Genomic DNA, 18,761 nt, shown 5'->3' with positions numbered 1-18,761 from the left:
GGACGAGTGTGCTCACAGCGGCGCCGCCCCGTATTTGCGGACGGCCCAGATCAGCACCGGGCCGCCGAGGAACGCGGTCACGATCGCCACCGGTACCTCACCGGTCGGCAGCAGGACCCGGGAGCCGACGTCCGCGGCCAGCATCAGGACCGGGCCGAGCAGCGCGGCGAACGCGATCAGCCACGGGATCGACGCGCCCGCCACCCGCCGGGCCAGATGCGGCACGATCAGCCCGACGAACAGGATCGGCCCGGCCAGCGCGGTCGCCGCCCCCGCCATCAGCGTGATCAGCAGCAGGGTGACCGTCCGGACGCGCGCGACGTTCGCGCCGAGCGTATGCGCGACCGTCTCGCCGAGCGCGATCGCGTTCAGCTGACGGCTCACCGCGAACGCACCCAGCAGGGACAGGCCGATGACGATCAGCGGGACCGTCGTCGGCGCCTGTTCGCGACCGGCCAGCGAACCCACCGACCAGAACCGGTAGACGTCGAAGGTGTCCGGGAACAGCAGCCGCAGGCCGAGGGTGAGCCCCAGCAGCACGGCGCTCAACGCGGTCCCGGCGAGCACCAGCCGCAACGGCGACTTGCTGCCGACCGCGTACACCAGCGCCGAAGCGCCGACCGCGCCCAGCACCGCCAGACCCAGTTCGGCGGGTGCCGACGCGGCCAGGCCGAACGAAGAGCCCACCGCGATGGCGAACCCGGCCCCGGCGGTCACGCCGAGCACGCCGGGTTCGGCCAAAGCGTTGCGCGACAGGGCTTGTACGAGCACGCCGCCGACGGCGAGCGCCGCGCCGACCCCGATCGCCAGCACCGCCCTCGGCATCCTGATGTCCAGGACCACCGCCCGGTCACTCGGATTCCCCTCGCCCAGCAGGGCGCGCACGACCTCGCCGGGGGCGATGGCGTGCGCGCCGATGCCGACGCTCAGCACGGCGACCACGACGAGCCCGAGCAGTGCGGCGCCGAGCAGCGCGGACCGCCCGGTGGTGGTCACTGCTTGAGCAGCGGCGCGAACGCCTGGTCGACGGCGTCCAAAGTGGACGTCGCGGCCCGGTAGGTGGCGGCCTCGGTGAAGCGGAACGGGTAGACCTTGCCCGCCTTCACCGCGGGGAGTTCCTTCCACAGCGGCGAATCGAGGACGTACTTGACCGGCGCGGGCACGGAACCGTCGGCGGCGACCGAGTAGGTGATCGCGTCGGCCTGGGCGAACGCGGTCGACAGTTCCTCGATCGACGGGTACTCGCTGACGTCCTTCGAGCCGCCGCCCTTGACCTTGACCTGGCCGTAGTAGGTGGCACCGATGTCCTGCGCGATGTTGGTACCCCAGGAACCGTTGAACTCACGCTGGAAGTTGCCCTTGGCGACCTCGCCGTAGGCACCGACGTGGCCCAGCTTCAGCTGCGGCACCACGGCCTTGTACTTCTCGGCCAGCGCCTTGGCCTTGGTGTCGTACGCGGTCTTCAGGGCGTCGAATCCGGCGGCCGCGCCGGCGGCGTCGGCCTGCTTGCGCGACAGCTCACGCCACATCGACGGAACCGACGGGCCGATCGCCACGACCGGCGCGATCGCTTCGAGGCGCTTGATGTCGATGTCGGCGAGCACCGGCTTCGGCACGCCGATCACGATGAGATCCGGATCCGCCTGCGCGATCGCCTCGTAGTTCGTCTCCGACGCCGACTCGCCCGCGACCTTCGCCAGCTCGTCGTACTTCTTGCGCTCCTGCTCGTTGAACAGCGGGATCCCGCGCTTCCAGCTGGACACCCCGACCAGCGGCGCGCCCGCTTCGAGCAGGGCGGGCACGGCGTAGCCGGTGGCGATGACCCGCTTCGGCGAGACCGGGATGGTGATCTGGCCGTTGTCGGCGGCGAACACCCGGGTCTGACCGCCGTCGGCGGCCTTGCCGTCTTCGCCCGCACCGCAGGCGGTGGCCGCGGTCGCGACCGTCAGCGCGAGCGCGATCGCTCCGGCGAGGCGTCGGGTTCTAGTGGTGCGCATGGATTTCCTCGTTCTTCTTGGTGGGGATCAGTGGTCGTGCTCGTCGTCGAAGTCCGCGACGCCGCGTTTCCAGTAGCCGGTCACGTCGTGGTCGTCCTTGCCGAGCCCGAGGTCGTTCTTGAGCCAGCGGCGCAGCGGTTTGATCTGCCCCGCTTCGCCGGCGACCCAGGCGTAGAGCCGTTCCCCTGCGGGGACCTCGATCGTCTGGACCGCACGGGCGAGGACATCGGAGGCGCCCGGCGCGATGTCGCCTCGATGCAGCCAGTGCACCTCGACGTCTTCGGGCGCGGAGAGCTCGATCTCCTCGCTCGCGCCGGTGACCTCGATGAACGCCCAGCCCGCGGCGGTACGCGGCAGTTCTTCGAGCCAGCGCGCGATCGCGGGCAGCGCGGTGACGTCACCGGCGAGCAGGTAGCGGTCGTAGGTGTGCGGCACGATCAGCCCGCCGGGCGGACCGGCGACGTGCACCGGCGTGCCGGGCGTGACCTTCTCGGCCCAGCCGGAGCCGAGCCCGCCTTCGTGCAGCGCGACGTCGAGGTCGAGCTCCCCGGAAGCCGGGTCGTACCGGCGCACCGTGTACTCGCGCGACGTCGGCGACGGCTTCGGCCAGCGCAGCATGTCACCGTCCTGCACCGGGAGCCGCGGCTCGGGGTCCAGTTCGGGGAACAGGATCTTCACGTGTTCGTCGGGCGAATGCGCCTCGAAACCCGCCGTCCCCGGTCCGCCGAGCGTGACCCGGAGGAGCCCGGAACCGATCATCTCGGTACGCACGACCTCGGCCTGCCGGATGCGGATCGGATACGGAACCTTCTCCGCATGCCGTCCCGCACGGACCTCGGCGATGCGCTCCAAGTGCCGGTGGCGATGGTCGGCGCGGCTCACGTCGCGCTCCCGGTGAGGACCCGCGTCCAGTGGCCGAGGGTCGGCTGCTCGGCGAGGTCGGCGAATTCGAGCGTGTCGGCACCCTCGGTGCGCCACTGCTCGACCAGGCCCATGATCCGCATCGAGTCGAGGCCGAGATCGGTGAGGTCGGTCTCCGGCTTCAGCTCGGCCGGGTCGCAGCCGAGCAGTTCGGCGACGTCGGCGTGGATCTTCTGGACGGTCAAGCTCATCGCTGTGCTCCCGCGTGGATGGGGGCCAGCGCGGCGAGCGCGGCGGCCGTGGTGGTCAGTGCGCCGCAGCGCTGGGCGACGTACTCGCAGGCCTGGTCGTGGCGTTCGCGGGAGAAGTCCGCGACCGCGTCGCCGACCAGGAACGGCTGGATGTCGCGCATGAACGCCTCGACGGCGGTGGCCTGGCAGCCGATATGCGCGTAGACACCGGTGATCAGCAACTGGTCCCGGCCCGCTTCGGCGAGCTGCTCGGTGAACGTGCTGCGCTGGAACGCGCTGTAGCGCCACTTCGTCAGGACCTTGTCCCCCGGTTTCGGGGCGAGCTCGGCCACCACGTCGGCCGCGGCCGGATCGTCGTCGATGACCGCGCCGATCCCGTCGCCCCAGAACTCGGTGAGCAGGCCGCGGTCCTCGGCGGCCTGGTGACCGGGCTGCGCGGTGTAGAACACCGGGACGCCCGCGGCACGGGCGGCGTCGGCCAGCGCGGCGATGTTCGCGACCATCTCCGGGACCGGGGATCCCGCGTACGGCGCGAGGAAGTACCGCTGCGCGTCGTGGACCAGCAGCGCGGCACGGGCGGCGTCGGGTTTCCAGCCGACCCGTCCGGCGGGCAGCTCGGCCTCCGTCGGCAGGGCGTAGGGCTCGATCTTGGGCAGCGACACGTTCACTTCTCCTTCGCCAGGGCGGCCAGCGCCGCCCGCAGCTCGCGTTTGCTGGTCTTGCCGACGCCGGTCACCGGGAACTCCGGCACCACCTGGACCAGATCGGGCACCTTGAACGCCGCGACCCCGCGCTCGCGGACGAACCGGCGCAGCTCCGCCGCGGCGGGTTCGGCGCCGGCCGCGGGGACGACGTAGGCGCAGGTGCGCTCGCCCAGGTACGGGTCCGGCACCGCGACGACGGCGGCGTCGAGCACGCCGGGGTGGGCCATCAGGTGGTTCTCGACCTCTTCCGCGGCCACCTTCTCGCCGCCGCGGTTGATCTGTTCCTTGGCCCGGCCGACCACTTCCAGATGTCCCGACGGATGCCGCCGCACGAGATCACCGGTGCGGTAGAAACCGTCCTCGGTGAACGCGGTCTTGTTGTGCTCCTCGGCGCGGTAATAGCCGCGGATCGTGTACGGCCCCCGGGTCAGCAGGGCACCGATCTCCCCCTGCGCGACCACATCGTCCGAAGTGGACAGTGGGTCGTCCGGGTTCACGACGCGGATCTCGTCGTCCGGCGAGATCGGCCTTCCCTGCGTTGCGAGGACGTACTCGTCCGGGTCGTCGAGCCGGGTGTAGCAGACCAGTCCCTCGGCCATGCCGAACACCTGCTGCAGACGACAACCGAGCGCGGGCCCGATCTTCTCGGCCAGTTCACGGGCGCATTTCGCGCCGCCGACCAGCAGGACGTCCAAAGAGGACAGATCGCGGGTGGTCCGCCCGGCCGCTTGCGCCCACGCGGCGGCCAGCGGCGGCACGAGCCCGGTGATCGTCACACCTTCGGCCTCGATGAGCCGGAACGCGGTGTCGGCGTCGGGGCGCGGCGCGAACACCGTGGCCGCGCCCGCGTGCAGCGCGCCGAGCAGACCGGGTGAGCTGAGCGGGAAGTTGTGCGCGACCGGCAACGCGGCCAGGTACACGCTTTCCGGGCGCAGCCCGCAGATCCGGGCGCTTTCCCGGACGCTGTAGAGGTAGTCGTCGTGCGTGCGCGGGATCAGCTTGGGCAGGCCGGTGCTCCCGCCCGACAGCTGGAGGAACGCGACGCCTGCCGGATCGGGATCCGGAAGGGCGCGCGGAGTCGCCGCTTCGAGCACGGCGAATTCCTCCGTGCCGACGACGAAGACGTTGCGCACCGAGGAGATCTCGGCGGCGACCGCGCGGGCCATGGCCGCGTGGTCGAACCGTTCGTGTTCGCCGACGGTCAGGATCGCCGCGGCCTCGCTCTGCTCGGCGAAATGCCGTAGTTCGCTCGCGCGATGCGCGGGCAGCGCGAACACCGGCAGCGCGCCTGCCCGCCACAGTCCGAACACGACGGACGCGAACTCCGGCACGTTCGGCAATTGGACGACGACCCGGTCACCGGCCCGGATCCCGGCTCCGGTGAATCCCGCGGCGAGCCGGTGCGCCCGCTCGTCGAGTTCGGCGAACGTCCAGCGGGCGTTCTCGCCGATCACGGCGAGACGCTCGGCGTAGGCCTCGGCGAGGCCGGTCAGCAGCTTGCCGAAGGTCTGGCCGCGCCAGTATCCCGAAGCCCGGTAGCGCGCCGCGGTTTCCGGCGGCCAGGGCACGTGGTCGGCGGTCATTCCACTCCCTCCAGACCGAGGGCCCGCAGCATGGTGCCGAATTTCGCCCCGGTCTCGGCGAGTTCGGCCGCAGGATCGGAACCCGCCACCACGCCCGCTCCGGCGAACAGCCGGACGGTCCGGTCGCGGACTTCGGCGCAGCGGATGGTGACGACCCATTCGCCGTCACCGTCCTGGTCGGTCCAGCCGACGAGACCCGCGTAATAGCCGCGATCCTCGGGTTCGAGCGCGGCGATGGTATCGCGGGCGAGTCCGGTCGGGACTCCGCAGACAGCCGGTGTCGGATGCAAGGCCTCGGCCAGCCCGAGCGCGGACGAACCTGCGTCGGTCACGTCGGCGAGCCGTCCGCTGATCTTGGTCGAGAGGTGCCACATCGTGGGCGTGCCGATCACTTCGGGTTCGGCGGGAACGTCGAGGTCGACACAGAACCGGCTCAGCACTTCGGCCACCTGGGCGGCGACGTGCGCGTGTTCGGCACGGTCCTTTTCGGACGCCAGCAGATCATCGACGCGGCGGGCGTTTTCGACGTCGTCGGCCACCCGCGGCCGTGATCCCGCGAGCGGATTGGCCGTGACGACGCGACCGCGGCGGGAGACCAGGAGCTCCGGGCTCGCGCCGATCAGGGTGCGCGGCGCGGGATCCCCCGGTGCGCTGACGTCGACGGCGAAAGCGTGGGCGGCCGGGTCCGCGTGGACGAGACGCGCCAGCAGCCGCGGCACGGCGACGGGGTCACCGCCGGTGACGTCGAGACAGCGGGCCAGCACGATCTTGCGAAGGTCACCGTCGCGGATCTCGTCCAGCGCCCTCGCCACGGCAGTGGTGTAGACCTCCGGCGCGGGCCGCGGCGACACCGTCCAGCTCCCGCCGAGTGGGGCGACCGGACCACTCGCCTTCGGTGGTCCTGCCTTGCGTACCAGGGCGGGAACCACCAGGCTGCTCGGCGCGTCGGGCCGGAATCCGATCGCGCCGGCGACGACGGGTTCGGTCACTCCCGCCACGAGAGCGGCGTCGAGGACTTCGGCGGCCGCACGGGCACGCCGGCCCGGCGCCGCGTGGACCGGCGCGTACACGCCGTCGGCGAGCAGCGATCCTCGAGCGGACGAGTAGTAGAACGATCCGGGCAGGTACGCCGCCAGCAGATCGGCCGCCTGATGGACCGGCCTTGGTCGGGCCGGTGCAGGTGAGGACACGACTGGATTCCCTTTCGCGAATACTACTGACCGAACAGGCGCCCGTGATACCCCAACACGAAAGCGCCGACTTTTCGGTTAGCCTAACCTAATCGTACGGACCCGAAAAGTCTTCGTTGCGTCATCGAGATCACGCGCGGAGCGTCGCGCCACCGTCGACGTAGAGGTTCTGCATCGTGATGTGCCGAGCGCGATCGGAAGCCAAAAACAGGACGGCGTCGGCGATATCGGCGGGTTCGGCTATCCGGCCCAGTGGTATGCCGACACGGTATTGCTCCGGATTTCCCGCGATGACACGGTCCGCGCCGTTCTCGTCCGTCCACAGTAGACGCTGCATGTCGGTGTCGGTCGAGCCGGGCGAGACGATGTTGCAGCGGATGCCGGAACCGGCGAGTTCGAGCCCGAGACAGCGGGTCAGCATGGTCGCCGCGGCCTTCGAAGCGGCGTACGCGGCCATCCCGCTGCGTGGGACTCCCGCCGCGTTCGACCCGACCGTCACCAGCACACCGCTCCGGCGCGGCAGCATCCGGCGGGAAATCTCGCGGAGCACGGTGAAGACGCCGGTGGAGTTGACCGCAAAGGTCGCCGCCCAGTCCTCGTCGCTCGTGTCGCAAACGGACCCGGGCTTCAGCACACCCGCGACGGACGCCCCGATCCCGATCGGCCCGAGTTCGCTTTCGACCTCGCCGACCACCCGCGCGACGGCGGCGGGATCCCCGACGTCCGCGACGAACGAGGTCACCCCGTCCCGGGAAGCGCTTTCGACCAGATCCACCGCTGCCACGATCGCACCGGCCTCGGCGAGCCCGTCCGCGACGGCCGCCCCGATCCCGCGCGCGCCTCCGGTGACGAGCGCGACCTTGCCCTCGATCCCTTCCACGCCACAACCACCCCACGTCCCGTTTGCTTAGCCTTGCCTAAGCTAGCGGGCCGAACCGGACAAAGCGAGGGACCGACACCGGTGATTCGGGCCACTCCTTCTTCAAGCCTGGACGGCAAAATTGCCGTCGTGCATGCGGTCCGTGTGTGCATGGCCGCGGTCCGTGAAGGCCTCCTTGAGGGACTCTGGGTCCCTCAAGGAGGCCTTCACGGACAGTCGTCACGCACGCTAGCCAGGCAAGGGACAAGACAGCGGGCCGCGCACGGATCCCCCGCCCTGCAACGTGATCTGCGCGCTTCCACCGAAGGAATCCCTGGCGGTGCACACGATCTGATCGACCGCCTTCGACGACAACCCGGCGACGCCGACCGACAGCGTCACCGTGACCCCGTTCGGCGCGGGCGTCTGGTCCAGCACCGCCGTGCCGGTCGGGACTTCCGTGGTGTATTGCCGTTCCCGCTCGCTCTCGTCCGGTCCGGCGGCGAGCAGGTCGACGGGGCTCGCCGGGGGCAACTCCTCGGCGAGCGGGCGCAGCACCCGGACCGGTTGCCCACCGGACAGGAAGTAGAGCACCGCGGCGTTGGCGGGCCCCACCGGTGCGGGCGCGCCGGCGATCACGGCACTGGGCCGGACGCCGCAACCCGCGACCGTCGAGACGAGCAGAAGTGCCGCGAGCCAGGTCTTCCTCATGCTGTCCCTCCCCGCCGTGGCAAGCGCAGGGTGAACACCGCGCCACCGTCGGTACCGTTGGCCGCGCTCAACATCCCGCCGTGCAGACGGGCGTTCTCCCAGGCGATCGCCAGCCCGAGTCCACTGCCGCCGGACCGCGCCCTCGCCGAATCCGCCTTGTAGAACCGGTCGAACACGTGCGGCAGGACCTCGGGCGCCAGTCCGGGACCACGATCCGAGACCTCCACCGTGATCTGCTCCCCCGCTTCGGAAAGCCGGAGCGAGACCGGCTTTTCCCCGTGCCGCAACGCGTTCCCGACCAGATTCGCCACGATGACGTCCACCCGCCGGGGATCCCACTCGGCGAAGATCCCGGAGGGCAGATCTCCCTCCACCTCGCCCGTCCAGCCCCGGATGCGCAGGCTCGCCGTGATCACCTCGGCGACGTCGACCTCTTCCCGTGCCAGCGCGGCGGCCCCGGCGTCGAAGCGGGAGACCTCGATGAGGTCGTTCACCAGCCGCGTCAGGTTGTGCGTCTCCTCGATGCTCATCTTCGCCGCGCGCCCGGCGTCCCCCGGCAGACTCGACGCCTCCTGCTCCAGCACGTCCGCGACCGCGGTCATCGCGGCCAGCGGGGTGCGCAGTTCGTGCGAGACGTCGGCGACGAACCGCCGCGCGTCGGCTTCCATCCGTTCCAGCTCCCCGACGTGGCGTTCCAGCGATTCGGCCGTCTCGTTGAACGTCCGCGCCACCCCGGCCAGTTCGTCCGAGCCGCGGACGCCGACCCGCGCCTGCAGGTCGCCCTCGCCCAGCCGCCGCGCCGCGTCACCCAGTTCCCGCACCGGCCGCAGGACACCGCGGGCGGCCAGCAGCGCCAGCCCGATGGCGAAAACGAGCGCCACGCCGCCGATCAGCCAGGCGCGCGTGGCGAGTTCGTCGATACTCGTCGCCTCCGGCACCATGCTGCGCGCGATATAGGCCTCGATACCCGAATCCCGTTGCTGCCCACCGGGAAGCAACACCGTGAATCTCGTGCCCACCACCAGCATCGGCGTGCCGCCGGCGTCGACCCGTTGCCAGGCGACGTTTCCGGCCCGGACCCGCTCGCGAAGCTCCGGCGAGATCAGCGACCGCATCTGCTGGTTCCCGCTGGCCCTGTCCTCGAACAGGACCAGCGAGCTCAGCTGACGATCGGACAGCTCGCCGCTGATCCGGCTCAGCGTCCCGTCACCCGGCGGCAGCGGGCCGAGCGGGAACAGCGCGGTGGCCTTGTCGACCAGCACGCGGGCGGTGGCGTCCTGAGCCTGCTGAAGGATCAGGGTCCGGGACTGGACGTAGCCGCCTCCGGCGACCGTCGCCGCGGTGATCACGACCAGCAGGCTGAACGCCAGGAGCAGCCGGGTGCGCAGACCCCCAAGCTTCACAGCGGCCCGAACCGGTAGCCGAACCCGCGGACCGTCTGCACGTACACCGGCGCGGACGAGTCGTCCTCGATCTTCGCGCGCAGCCGCTGCACACAGGCGTCGACGACGCGGGAATCGCCGAAGTAGCCGTGCTCCCACACGCTTTCCAGCAGGTACTGGCGGCTGAGCACCCGTCCGGGGACCTGGGTGAGTTCGAGCAGCAGCCGCAGTTCGGTCGGGGCGAGGGCGAGCGGCTTGTCCGCCTTGGTCACCGTCAGCCCGGCACGGTCGATGCCGAGATCGCCGTGACGCTCGATCTCGACGGGCGCGGGCACCGCGGGCGCCGGTTGCCCGGTGCGGCGCAGCACCGCGCGGATCCTGGCCTCCAGCACCTGGGCCCTGGCGGGTTTGACCACGTAATCGTCCGCGCCGGCGGCGAGCCCGGCCACCACGTCGATGTCCTCGTTGCGCGCGGTGAGCATGATGATCGGCAGATCGCCCGCCGCGCGGATGCGGCGGCAGACCTCGAAGCCGTCGAGTCCGGGCAGCATGAGGTCCAGCACGACGATGTCCGGCGGCCGTGACGCGAGCCGGGCGAGGCCCTCCTCGCCGGTGGCCACCGCGTCGACCGCGTGGCCGCGTCCGCCCAGCGCCATGCTGAGCCCGTCACGCACGGCTTGGTCGTCCTCGATGAGCAGCACCCTGGGCATGCCGACGACTATCGCAGCGCCGGACGGAATCCGCTCGTCCATGACACGCCATGGTGCCCGCCCTGTTTCCGCGGAACGTCCACGGAATGTCATCGTTGCGTCACGACGTGAACCGTGCCGAACGGTGACATTTTCGTCGGCGTCCGCGCACTTCGCCGCGATCGGGTTCGGACAGGCGGCGGCGACCGTTGACGGCATGAAAGAACTCGTGCTCGCGGCGATCACCCGCGTCCTCGCGGTACTGCTGCTGATCCCGGCGTGGCTGGCCTCCCCCGGCCAGGCCCGCCGTCTCGCCTGCGGATGGGCGTTGTCGCTGCGCTTCCCCGCCGAGAACCTCGCCGGGCTCACCCCCGGAACGCTCGCCGCGTTCACCGACGCCAGGACCGAGGCGTTCTGGCGGCATCGCACGCTCCTCGGCGTCACCTCGGGACATCGCGACGCCGCCGAGCAGCATCGGCTGTTCCTCGCCGAGGCCGGGCGGAAGCGGGTCTTGCCGCCGAAGGATTCCGCGCACGTCCGAGGCACCGCGCTGGACGTCCGGCCGCGCGAGGGCGCGCAGTGGCTGGAAGACCACGGCGCCCGCTTCGCCCTCTACCGGATCTACGACAACGAATGGTGGCATTTCGAGTACCGGCCCGACGAGGCTCCGCCCGCACGGTTGCCGCATCCGGGCTGGCAGGCCGGTGTCAGCCGGTGACGGTGATCCGCGGCGCCAGCGCCGCCAGGAAGCCTGGCGCGTCGAAGATCTCGCCCGCCGACACGACCCCGGTGGCCTTGACCCGCCCGTCGAGCACGCGCTGCACGGCCTCCACCACCAGCGGCGCCGTGATCGCGTAGATGTCCTGGCCCCGCGCGACGATCCGCCGTTCCTCACCGCCGGACCGCACGACGACGTCGACCACGAACTCCTCGGCGGACGGGCCGTCCGCGGCACGTGTCGGCGTCTCGGGCGTCACCACCTCGCGGGCCGCGTTCACGGTCATGTACGTGGTCACTTCGGGGATGTCGAGGTGACTCGGGACGGTGACGACGTCGGCCATCGTGAACTCGCCGAGCACGGCGCGGGTCCCGAACGGCGCGGGGAAGTCCCAGTCCAGCTCCGGCAGCGCGTCCTCGCGGCGTTCGATCCGGCCGCCGGAGAACCGGATCCGCTTGCCGTCACGCCGTTCCCGCGAAACCTTGCCCGCCGCGCGGGTGCCCTCCGTCGGATGCCAGCTGCTCAGCGCGTACGCGATATGCGCTTCGTCCGCGGAAGTCCACTCACCCATCGCGGCGGTGACCATCAGGTCGCCGAGCCCGCCGAAGAACGCCATCGCCGGGATCACCGTCGCTCCCCCGGCACGGTCGCCGAAGTCCTCGAAGGTGTCCATGTTCGCTTCGAGTTCCGCGGCCACGTCCAGGTACGGGACGCCGGCCCGCAGCGCCGCTTCGATCACCGGTGCTGCGGTGTCGGCGAACGGCCCGGCCGCGTTGATCACCGCGTCCGCGCCCGCGAACGCGCGGTCGAGCGAAGCCGGGTCGTCGACCGAAGCCTGGCGGATCTCGACGTCGGACCAGGGCAGGCCGCGCAGTTTGGCCTCGTCGCGCCCCACCGCGAGCACGCCGAAGCCCCGCTCGCGCAATTCCGCCACCACGAACCGCCCGGTGTGCCCGTAGGCCCCGAACACCGCGACGTCGTACGTACCCATGGTTTCTCCTGCCCTCGGTTGATCCACTGTGGACCATCCTGTCGGCGGAGCCCGCCGATCGACAGTGTCCGGAACGCCATCATGCGTACACTTTCGGACATGAGTACGGTCGCCCTCGCCGCCACGGACGGCATGCTGCAGTTCGAGCTGTCCATCGCCCACGAGGTCTTCGACACGGGCCTGTACGAATTCGGGGTCTACGGCGCGGAGCCGGTGAAGGTCGGGCGTTTCCTGCTCGAACCGGATCACGGGCTCGATCGCCTCGCGCGCGCCGGCACCGTCATCGTCCCCGGCTGGGCCGACATCGACGTCGATCCGCCCGCGGACCTGGTCGAGGCCGTCCGTGCCGCCCACGAGGCGGGCGCGCGGGTCGCCTCCCTGTGCACGGGCGCGTTCGTCCTGGCGGCCGCCGGCCTGCTCAACGGCCGCCGTGCGACCACGCATTGGGCGCACACCGACGTCCTCGCCGCCCGGTATCCCTCGGTCGAGGTCGATCCCGACGTCCTCTACGTCGACAACGGCAGCGTGCTGACTTCGGCGGGCAAGGCCGCCGCGATGGACCTGTGCCTGCACCTGGTCCGTCGCGACCACGGTTCGGCGGTCGCGAACACCGTCGCCCGCCGTCTGGTCGTCCCGCCGCACCGCGCGGGCGGGCAGGCCCAGTTCGTCACCACCCCGGTTCCCGACCAGGACGACCATCCGCTCGGCGGGCTGCTCCCCTGGATCACCGAGCGGCTGGACCGGCCGCTGACCGTCGAGGACCTCGCACGGCAGGCCAGCATGAGTTCCCGCAACCTGGCCCGGCATTTCCGGTCGGCGACCGGCACGACGCCGCTCCGCTGGCTGCTGACCCAGCGCATCCGCCGCGCGCAGGAACTCCTGGAGCGGACCGACGACAGCGTCGACCTGATCGCGGAGGCCACCGGGATGGGCACTGCCGCCACTTTGCGGCGGCACTTCAACCGGACGGTCGGTGTGCCGCCGGACAGCTACCGCCGCACCTTCCGCGCGGCTAGCGCAGCCGTGCCGTGATCAGGTCCGCGACGGCCGCCATCCCTGCCTCGTTCGGGTGGTACGGCACGCGGCCTTGCGCGGTCGTGTAGCGCTCCATCCACGGAACGGCGGCGCAGGCGTCGTGGTCGGCGCTGGCCGCGGCCGCCGGGATCAGGGTGGCCCGCTCGTCGCGCGCCGCCCGCCGGGTCGCCGCCGCCAGCCGGTCCGCCACCTCGCGTTCGAAGGCGAGTTGCTCCGGCGTGAGCGGAACGCCGTCGCAGGCGGGCCTGTCGCCCGGAACGATCGTCAGGTAGTCGACGACCAGCACCCGTGCCCGCGGCGCGCGCCGATGGACCGCCGCGACGACGGCGCCGATCTTCTCGTGCACCGTGGTGAGCGCCGTGCGGACGGCGTTCCGGTCGACCTGGCCGCAGTTCGCGCCGCCGGTGTTCTGGCAGCCGTAGGTGAACAGGCTCCCGACGTAGCCGACGTCGTTGCCGCCGATGGTGATCGTCACGAGCCGGGTGTCCCGGGTGACGGCCTCGATCTGCGGCGGCTGCCCGGCCTGTCCGGCGGTGAGGATGTTCGCCGTCGTCGCGCCGCTGCAGGTGACATCGGTGAGGGCCAGACCGCGTTGCCCGGCGACGAGACTCGCGTAGTTCTTCGTCGAACGTCCGCACGCCGCCGGGGTTCCTGGTTGCTGCGGTGGGATTCCCGGCCCCGCCGCGAAGGAGCTGCCCATGGCGACGTAGCGGGCAGGCGCGTCCGCCTGCGCGGGCGGGGTGGCCAGAAGTGCGACCGAGGCCGCGGCGAGCACCGCGGCGGATATCCGCTTGAACATGTCGAACCCCTTATCTCGTAAAGGTGACCGGTTCCGATCCCGCGATGCCGTCGATGGCACCGAGGGCGAGCAGATCTTCGGGGCGTGGCTTCAGCGCGTCGGCGAGGGCGGGGACGTCTTCGTGGCCCCGCTTGAGGATCCCGGCCGCCAGTTCCGGGGCGATGACGGAGAAACAGGCGTCCGGGGTGAGCCAGATCCGGTCCGCCGAACAGAAGGCGAGCGCGCCGCCCGATCCTCCCTCGCCGATCACCAGGGTGGTGATCGGCACCTCGGCCGCCGCGATCGTGCCGAACAGCTCGGCGATCGCGTTCCCCGGCGCCGCCGGTCTCCGCGGCCGGATCGGCGGCGGCGCCCGGGGTGTCGACGAGCGTCAGCACCGGTAATCCCAGCCGGTCGGCGAGGCGGATCAGCCGGGTCGCCGACCGGAAACCGCCCGGAGTGGTCGGCGTCCCGGTCTGCGCCGCGAACGCGATCGCCCGTCCGCCCCGGCCGCCGATCCCGCAGAGGGCGCCGTCGTCGACGCCGCCCCGGAGGGTGACGCGGGTGTCGAAATAGTCGTCGAGGTAAGCGGCCGCCCGGGGCCGGTCCGCCGACCGGGCGCGCTGGACTGCCTGCCAGCCGTCCGGCGCGGGATCCAGGGCGCCGAGCGCGCGGGGCAGCTCCGCCGGACGGTTGCGGGAACGGCCGGTCAGCAGGCCGAGCCAGACCTCCAGCCGGTCGGCGATCGCGTCCTCGGTCACCAGTTCGTCGACATAGCCGGCCGCGTACTGGCTTTCCGCCGTATAGGCGGGATCGTCCGCGTACCGCGGTGGCCGGACCCGGCGTCCGGCGAAGCCCACCTGGGCGCCGGGCACGGCGAGCACGACATCGGCGTCGGCGCCGAGGGACGCCCACACGCCGCCGGTGGTGGGGTGTCGCGCGACGGTGATGTGCGGCAGGCTTTCTTGCCGCAACCGCGCGAGACCGCGGGCGATCCGCTGCAGTTGCCGCAGCGCGGGAACGCCTTCCTGCATCCGCGTGCCGCCCGTGGACAGCAGCGAAACGACGGGCAGCCGATGTGCGCAGGCCTGATCGAGCGCCTCTTCGAGCAGCGCGCCGGTGCCGGTGCCGACCGAGCCGCCGAGGAAGCCGAACTCGAAGCGGATCGTCACGACGTCGTGGCCGCCGAATTTCGCCCGCTCCCAGACGACCGACTCGTCCGTGCCCGTGCGTTCCCTGGCGCGGGCCAGGGAATCGGCGTAACCGTCCCAGCCCAGCGGGTCAGTCATGGAGCGCCCGCTTGAGGACCTTGCCCATCTCGTTGCGGGGCAACGCTTCCAGGTAGCGCACCACCCGCGGCCGCTTGTGCGGTGACAGCAGTCCGGCGACGTGGTCGGCGAGTTCGGCCGCCGTCGGTTTGTCCGCGGCGGGGACGATCCAGGCCACGATGCGCTCGCCGAGGTCGTCGTCCGGCTCCCCGGTGACGGCCGCTTCGGCGACCCCCGGATGCTCCAGAAGCGCGTTTTCGATCTCTCCCGCGCCGATCTTGTAGCCGCCGCTCTTGATCAGGTCGGTGGCCCGGCGGCCGACGATGCGCACGTACCCGTCCGGATCACGGATCGCCATGTCTCCGGTCTTGAACCAGCCGTCGTGCAGCGCGGCTTCCGTGGCGTCAGGCCGGTTCAGGTAGCCGAGGAACAGGTTCGGTCCGCGGACCTCGATCTCGCCGACCGTCTCGCCGTCGAGCGGTTCACCGGCGTCGTCGACCAGCCTCAGTTCGACGCCGGGCACCGGCGGGCCGACCGCACCGGGCCGCCGGTCCCCCGTGGCGCGGACACCGCAGTTCATGAGTGTCTCGGTCATGCCATAGCGTTCGACGACGCGCTGCCCGGTCGCGGCGGTGATCCGCTCGTGGTCGGTCGCGGGCAGGGCCGCCGAACCCGACACGAGCAGCCGCGCCGAGCCCACCCCGGCGGCCAGCGCGGGGTCGGCCTCGCAGTCGGCCGCCAGCCGGTGATACATCGTCGGGACACCGAAGAGCACCGTGCCTTCCCCGGCGAGTTCCTTCGCGGCGGCTTCACTCGAGAACCGCCCGAGGTGGTGCAGCGAGCCGCCCCGCCGCAGCGGACCGACCACGCCCAGGATCAGGCCGTGCACGTGGAAGAGCGGGAGGGCGTGCACGAGGACGTCAGCTTCGGTCCAGTCCCAGATCTCGGCGAGCGCGTCGAGATTCGACGCCACCGCGCGACGCGGGAGCAGGACGCCCTTCGGCGGGCCGGTGGTGCCCGACGTGTAGATGACGAACGCCGGAGCCTCCGGATCCGGTTCGTCGCCTCGCCACGGCGTGCCCGCGACGTCGAGCTCGACCGGAACACGTTGCAGCGCACCGAGTTCCGGCGGAAGCGCGACCCCCGGCTCGGCCAGCACCAGATCCGGCGCGCTGTCGGCGATGATGTGCGCCAGTTCGCGTGACCCTGCCTTCGGGTTGATCGGCACCACCGGGACTCCGGCGGTCAGCGCGGCGACGATCGCGACACAGGTCCGCAGCGTCGGTGTCGCCCACACCGCGACCCGCGTGCGACCGGCCAGCCCCGCGGCGATCGGGCCCGCGACGGACGCGAGTTCGCCGTAGGTCAGGGATTCGTCACCGAAGCGCAGGGCGACGCGGTCGTTCCCGGCGGTCAGTCCGGACAGCATGGATTTCCTCCTCAGCCCCAGTTGGGCACGACGAACACGAGCCAGGCGATCAGGGGCACGACGGCCACCACGAGCGCCCCGTAGACCAGAAGTTGTTTGAAGAACTTGTCGCGGTCGACGTCCTTCGCGTTGGCGAGGACGAGCGCGCCGTTGGTGGAGAAGGGACTGACGTCCACCATCGTCGCCGAGACCGCGAGGGCGGCGATCATGCCGACCGGCCCGATCGTGCCCTGCGCCAGGAACGGGACGGCGAGCGGGATCAGCGCGCCCATCAGCCCGACCGAAGACGCGAAGGCCGAGACGACACCGCCGATGTAGCACAGGAGGAGCGCCGCGAGCAGCGGGATCCCGACGGTGGTGACCGCGTTGCCGACGTAGTCGATGGTGCCGATCTCCTTCAGCACCGCCACGTAGGTCAGCACTCCGCAGATCAGCAGCACGGTCGGCCAGGTGATCTCGGAGACCGCGGAACGGCTGGTCTTGGGCCACGCGACACTGAGCAGGACGGCGACGGTGATCGCGGTCAGCCCGGGGTCGAGGTCGAGCACCAGGGTGCCGACCACGAGCGCGATCAACCCGGTCAGCGTCACGATCTTGGGGCCGTCCAAGGGAATGCGCTGTTCGTGCGGCAGCGGCTCCTCGTCGGTCCCGGCTCCGCCCGCGCCCGCCGTGACGAGCTGGCGGCGCCGCAGTTTGGTCCCGCCGAGGACGACGAAGAGGACGCCCGCGATGGCGAGGTTCATGCCCAGGCTGGCGAAGAACAGCACGACGGGGCTGCCGGCGATGTGGTTGCGTTCGACGATCCCGTTGACGATCGAGCCGTAGACGCTGATCGGCGAGAATCCGCCGCCCTGCGCGCCGTGCACCACCATGGCACCCATGAGCAGCGGGCTGATCTTGTAGCGGGCGGCGAAACCGAGCGCGATCGGCGCGACGATCGCGCAGGCCGCCGGGCTCACCGCGCCGATCGCGGTCAGCGCGCCGGTGACCACGAACATCACCCACGGGATGAGCGCGATCCGGCCGCCGACCAGCCGGACGGCCGCGGCCACCAGCCAGTCGGTGGTGCCGTTGGCCCTGGCGATGGCGAACAGGTAGGTGACCCCCACCAGCACCACGAAGATGTCGCCGGGGAAACCGGCGAAGATGCCGTCGGTATCCAGTCCACCGGCGAGGGTGCCGACGAGGAACGCGCCGGCGAAGGCCAGCGCCCCCATGTTGATCGAGCGGGTCGTGGCGAGCGCGAAGATCACCACGAGGACGAGGATCGAGATCAGCTGGGCGGACATGACCGTCCTCCTTGACGGCGGGAGCCCCCTGGCGAGTGGCCGAGTGGACTAGTGGCTGAGCCACTTTCCCTGTGAGTGGCTCACCCTGTCAAGGGATGAGTGGTAAATTGGCTGAGCCACTTGTCCAGTCAAGGGAGGGGACCGAGTGCCGGAGGCGTTGAGCCGGTTGAACCGGGCGAAGCTCTACGAGCAGGTCGTCGAGCGGATCAAGGCGCACGTCGAGGAGTCCGGCCTGCACGCGGGAGACAAGCTCCCCAGCGAACGCGATCTCGCCGAGCGGCTCGGGGTCAGCCGTGCGTCGATCAAGCAGGCGATCGTCGTGCTCGAAGTGCAGGGGCTGCTGGAGTCACGCCATGGCGGGGGCACGTACCTGCGCAACGATCACCTCGACGTCGAGCCGGTCGACGAACTCGTCGCCCGTCGCAGCCGGCTTCCGGAAGTGCTCGAAGCCCGGGAAGCGATGGAGACCAAACTGGCGGAACTGGCCGCGCTGCGGCGATCGGACGAGGATCTCGCCGCCATCGACGCGGCGCTGAAGTTCATGAAATCCGAGATCGAGGACGGCGGGCACGGCGCCGAAGGCGACCGACGGTTCCACGAAGCGATCACCGCGGCCGCGAACAACGCCCTCCTCGCCGAGTTCATGCGCTCGATCGACACGCAGATCGCGGAAAGCCGGAACGAGTCGCTGCGGCAGCCCGGCAGGCCGTGGCGTTCGCTGAGCCAGCACCAGAAGATCGCCGAGGCGATCCGGGCGGGCGCCCCGAAGGCGGCCGCGAACGCGATGCGGCAGCACGTCCAGACCGTCAGCAAGGTCCGCCTGCTGACCTGGGATCCGCAGGCCGACTAACGCACGAGGACACCCCTGTGCAGGGTTGGCCGTTTCGCGTGACTGGACGGACGACACGCGTGAGCCGATGGACGACGCGCGTGAGCCGATGGACGACTCGCGTGATTGGTTGGACGACACGGCGAGGCGTCCCTCTGGACACGCGTGTCGTCCCGCTGATCACGCGTGTCGTCCAT

The 18,761-nt window shown here is 71.1% G+C and carries 18 protein-coding genes and 1 pseudogene; 3 read left to right on the top strand and 16 right to left on the bottom strand.

Annotated features, from left to right (window positions below; all coding sequences use genetic code 11):
* Window positions 1-12: 12 nt before the first annotated feature.
* From AMK34_RS02250 to AMK34_RS02200, 11 genes are all read right to left on the bottom strand, one after another.
* On the bottom strand, window positions 13-996 hold the full coding sequence (locus AMK34_RS02250; RefSeq protein ID WP_038514450.1) for a FecCD family ABC transporter permease: 984 nt from the start codon (window positions 994-996) through the stop codon (window positions 13-15).
* On the bottom strand, window positions 993-1,997 hold the full coding sequence (locus AMK34_RS02245; RefSeq protein WP_038514453.1) for an ABC transporter substrate-binding protein: 1,005 nt from the start codon (window positions 1,995-1,997) through the stop codon (window positions 993-995). The genes AMK34_RS02250 and AMK34_RS02245 overlap by 4 nt, the downstream gene beginning before the upstream one ends.
* Before the next feature lie 27 nt (window positions 1,998-2,024).
* Entirely contained in the window at window positions 2,025-2,879 is an 855-nt protein-coding gene (locus AMK34_RS02240) for a siderophore-interacting protein (protein WP_073842581.1), read from the bottom strand.
* A complete protein-coding gene (locus AMK34_RS02235; RefSeq protein ID WP_038514458.1) occupies window positions 2,876-3,109 on the bottom strand; it encodes a phosphopantetheine-binding protein in 234 nt (77 codons plus the stop codon). The genes AMK34_RS02240 and AMK34_RS02235 overlap by 4 nt, the downstream gene beginning before the upstream one ends.
* A complete protein-coding gene (locus tag AMK34_RS02230) occupies window positions 3,106-3,777 on the bottom strand; it encodes an isochorismatase family protein (RefSeq protein ID WP_038514460.1) in 672 nt (223 codons plus the stop codon). Before AMK34_RS02230 ends, AMK34_RS02235 begins: the two co-directional genes overlap by 4 nt.
* Window positions 3,774-5,396, bottom strand: coding sequence for a (2,3-dihydroxybenzoyl)adenylate synthase (locus AMK34_RS02225; RefSeq protein ID WP_073842579.1), 1,623 nt, complete (start codon window positions 5,394-5,396; stop codon window positions 3,774-3,776). Before AMK34_RS02225 ends, AMK34_RS02230 begins: the two co-directional genes overlap by 4 nt.
* On the bottom strand, window positions 5,393-6,586 hold the full coding sequence (locus AMK34_RS02220; protein WP_073842577.1) for an isochorismate synthase: 1,194 nt from the start codon (window positions 6,584-6,586) through the stop codon (window positions 5,393-5,395). The genes AMK34_RS02225 and AMK34_RS02220 overlap by 4 nt, the downstream gene beginning before the upstream one ends.
* A 130-nt stretch (window positions 6,587-6,716) precedes the next feature.
* Window positions 6,717-7,466, bottom strand: coding sequence for a 2,3-dihydro-2,3-dihydroxybenzoate dehydrogenase (gene dhbA, locus AMK34_RS02215; RefSeq protein WP_073842575.1), 750 nt, complete (start codon window positions 7,464-7,466; stop codon window positions 6,717-6,719).
* Window positions 7,467-7,694: 228 nt separating this feature from the next.
* The gene (locus tag AMK34_RS02210) at window positions 7,695-8,156 is read right to left on the bottom strand and encodes a GerMN domain-containing protein (protein ID WP_038514473.1); all 462 of its coding nucleotides are present in this window, start codon (window positions 8,154-8,156) and stop codon (window positions 7,695-7,697) included.
* Entirely contained in the window at window positions 8,153-9,559 is a 1,407-nt protein-coding gene (locus tag AMK34_RS02205) for an ATP-binding protein (RefSeq protein ID WP_073842573.1), read from the bottom strand. Before AMK34_RS02205 ends, AMK34_RS02210 begins: the two co-directional genes overlap by 4 nt.
* The gene (locus tag AMK34_RS02200; RefSeq protein WP_038514478.1) at window positions 9,556-10,290 is read right to left on the bottom strand and encodes a response regulator transcription factor; all 735 of its coding nucleotides are present in this window, start codon (window positions 10,288-10,290) and stop codon (window positions 9,556-9,558) included. The genes AMK34_RS02205 and AMK34_RS02200 overlap by 4 nt, the downstream gene beginning before the upstream one ends.
* Window positions 10,291-10,444: 154 nt before the next feature.
* Between AMK34_RS02200 and AMK34_RS02195 the strand changes: the two genes are divergently transcribed.
* Complete coding sequence (locus AMK34_RS02195) at window positions 10,445-10,945, top strand: D-alanyl-D-alanine carboxypeptidase (protein WP_073844513.1); 501 nt, start codon at window positions 10,445-10,447, stop codon at window positions 10,943-10,945.
* Here the strand turns inward: AMK34_RS02195 and AMK34_RS02190 are convergent.
* A complete protein-coding gene (locus AMK34_RS02190) occupies window positions 10,935-11,936 on the bottom strand; it encodes a saccharopine dehydrogenase family protein (protein ID WP_073842571.1) in 1,002 nt (333 codons plus the stop codon). The genes AMK34_RS02195 and AMK34_RS02190 overlap by 11 nt on opposite strands.
* A gap of 99 nt (window positions 11,937-12,035) precedes the next feature.
* On the opposite strand from AMK34_RS02190, the gene AMK34_RS02185 reads away from it, so the two are divergent.
* Window positions 12,036-12,968 carry a helix-turn-helix domain-containing protein gene (locus AMK34_RS02185; RefSeq protein WP_073844511.1) on the top strand — a complete coding sequence of 311 codons (933 nt, stop codon included), beginning with the start codon at window positions 12,036-12,038 and terminating at the stop codon, window positions 12,966-12,968.
* Here the strand turns inward: AMK34_RS02185 and AMK34_RS02180 are convergent.
* The 4 genes and pseudogenes from AMK34_RS02180 to AMK34_RS02165 form a co-directional block, all read right to left on the bottom strand.
* Window positions 12,949-13,770 (bottom strand): SGNH/GDSL hydrolase family protein, encoded by an 822-nt coding sequence (locus AMK34_RS02180; protein WP_073842569.1) that lies wholly within the window; start codon window positions 13,768-13,770, stop codon window positions 12,949-12,951. The two genes, AMK34_RS02185 and AMK34_RS02180, sit on opposite strands and share 20 nt — an antisense overlap.
* Before the next feature lie 10 nt (window positions 13,771-13,780).
* A pseudogene (locus AMK34_RS43895) lies at window positions 13,781-15,038 on the bottom strand (carboxyl transferase domain-containing protein).
* On the bottom strand, window positions 15,031-16,446 hold the full coding sequence (locus AMK34_RS02170; protein WP_073842567.1) for an acyl-CoA synthetase: 1,416 nt from the start codon (window positions 16,444-16,446) through the stop codon (window positions 15,031-15,033). Before AMK34_RS02170 ends, AMK34_RS43895 begins: the two are co-directional and overlap by 8 nt.
* An 11-nt stretch (window positions 16,447-16,457) precedes the next feature.
* Window positions 16,458-17,735 carry an SLC13 family permease gene (locus AMK34_RS02165; protein ID WP_073842565.1) on the bottom strand — a complete coding sequence of 426 codons (1,278 nt, stop codon included), beginning with the start codon at window positions 17,733-17,735 and terminating at the stop codon, window positions 16,458-16,460.
* Window positions 17,736-17,880: 145 nt separating this feature from the next.
* Between AMK34_RS02165 and AMK34_RS02160 the strand changes: the two genes are divergently transcribed.
* Complete coding sequence (locus AMK34_RS02160; protein WP_073842563.1) at window positions 17,881-18,585, top strand: FadR/GntR family transcriptional regulator; 705 nt, start codon at window positions 17,881-17,883, stop codon at window positions 18,583-18,585.
* Window positions 18,586-18,761: the final 176 nt, after the last annotated feature.

This window comes from Amycolatopsis sp. CB00013 (assembly GCF_001905755.1).
Lineage (GTDB): Bacteria > Actinomycetota > Actinomycetes > Mycobacteriales > Pseudonocardiaceae > Amycolatopsis > Amycolatopsis japonica.
This window is presented reverse-complemented; position numbering and strand designations above follow the sequence as displayed.

Coding starts and splice junctions, on each gene's coding strand:
- AMK34_RS02235 (WP_038514458.1), bottom strand. CDS start 3,109: ATGAGCTTGACCGTCCAGAAGATCCACGCCGACGTCGCCGAACTGCTC.
- AMK34_RS02190 (WP_073842571.1), bottom strand. CDS start 11,936: ATGGGTACGTACGACGTCGCGGTGTTCGGGGCCTACGGGCACACCGGG.
- AMK34_RS02200 (WP_038514478.1), bottom strand. CDS start 10,290: ATGGACGAGCGGATTCCGTCCGGCGCTGCGATAGTCGTCGGCATGCCC.
- AMK34_RS02225 (WP_073842579.1), bottom strand. CDS start 5,396: ATGACCGCCGACCACGTGCCCTGGCCGCCGGAAACCGCGGCGCGCTAC.
- AMK34_RS02180 (WP_073842569.1), bottom strand. CDS start 13,770: ATGTTCAAGCGGATATCCGCCGCGGTGCTCGCCGCGGCCTCGGTCGCA.
- AMK34_RS02170 (WP_073842567.1), bottom strand. CDS start 16,446: ATGCTGTCCGGACTGACCGCCGGGAACGACCGCGTCGCCCTGCGCTTC.
- AMK34_RS02245 (WP_038514453.1), bottom strand. CDS start 1,997: ATGCGCACCACTAGAACCCGACGCCTCGCCGGAGCGATCGCGCTCGCG.
- AMK34_RS02195 (WP_073844513.1), top strand. CDS start 10,445: ATGAAAGAACTCGTGCTCGCGGCGATCACCCGCGTCCTCGCGGTACTG.
- AMK34_RS02210 (WP_038514473.1), bottom strand. CDS start 8,156: ATGAGGAAGACCTGGCTCGCGGCACTTCTGCTCGTCTCGACGGTCGCG.
- AMK34_RS02165 (WP_073842565.1), bottom strand. CDS start 17,735: ATGTCCGCCCAGCTGATCTCGATCCTCGTCCTCGTGGTGATCTTCGCG.
- AMK34_RS02185 (WP_073844511.1), top strand. CDS start 12,036: ATGAGTACGGTCGCCCTCGCCGCCACGGACGGCATGCTGCAGTTCGAG.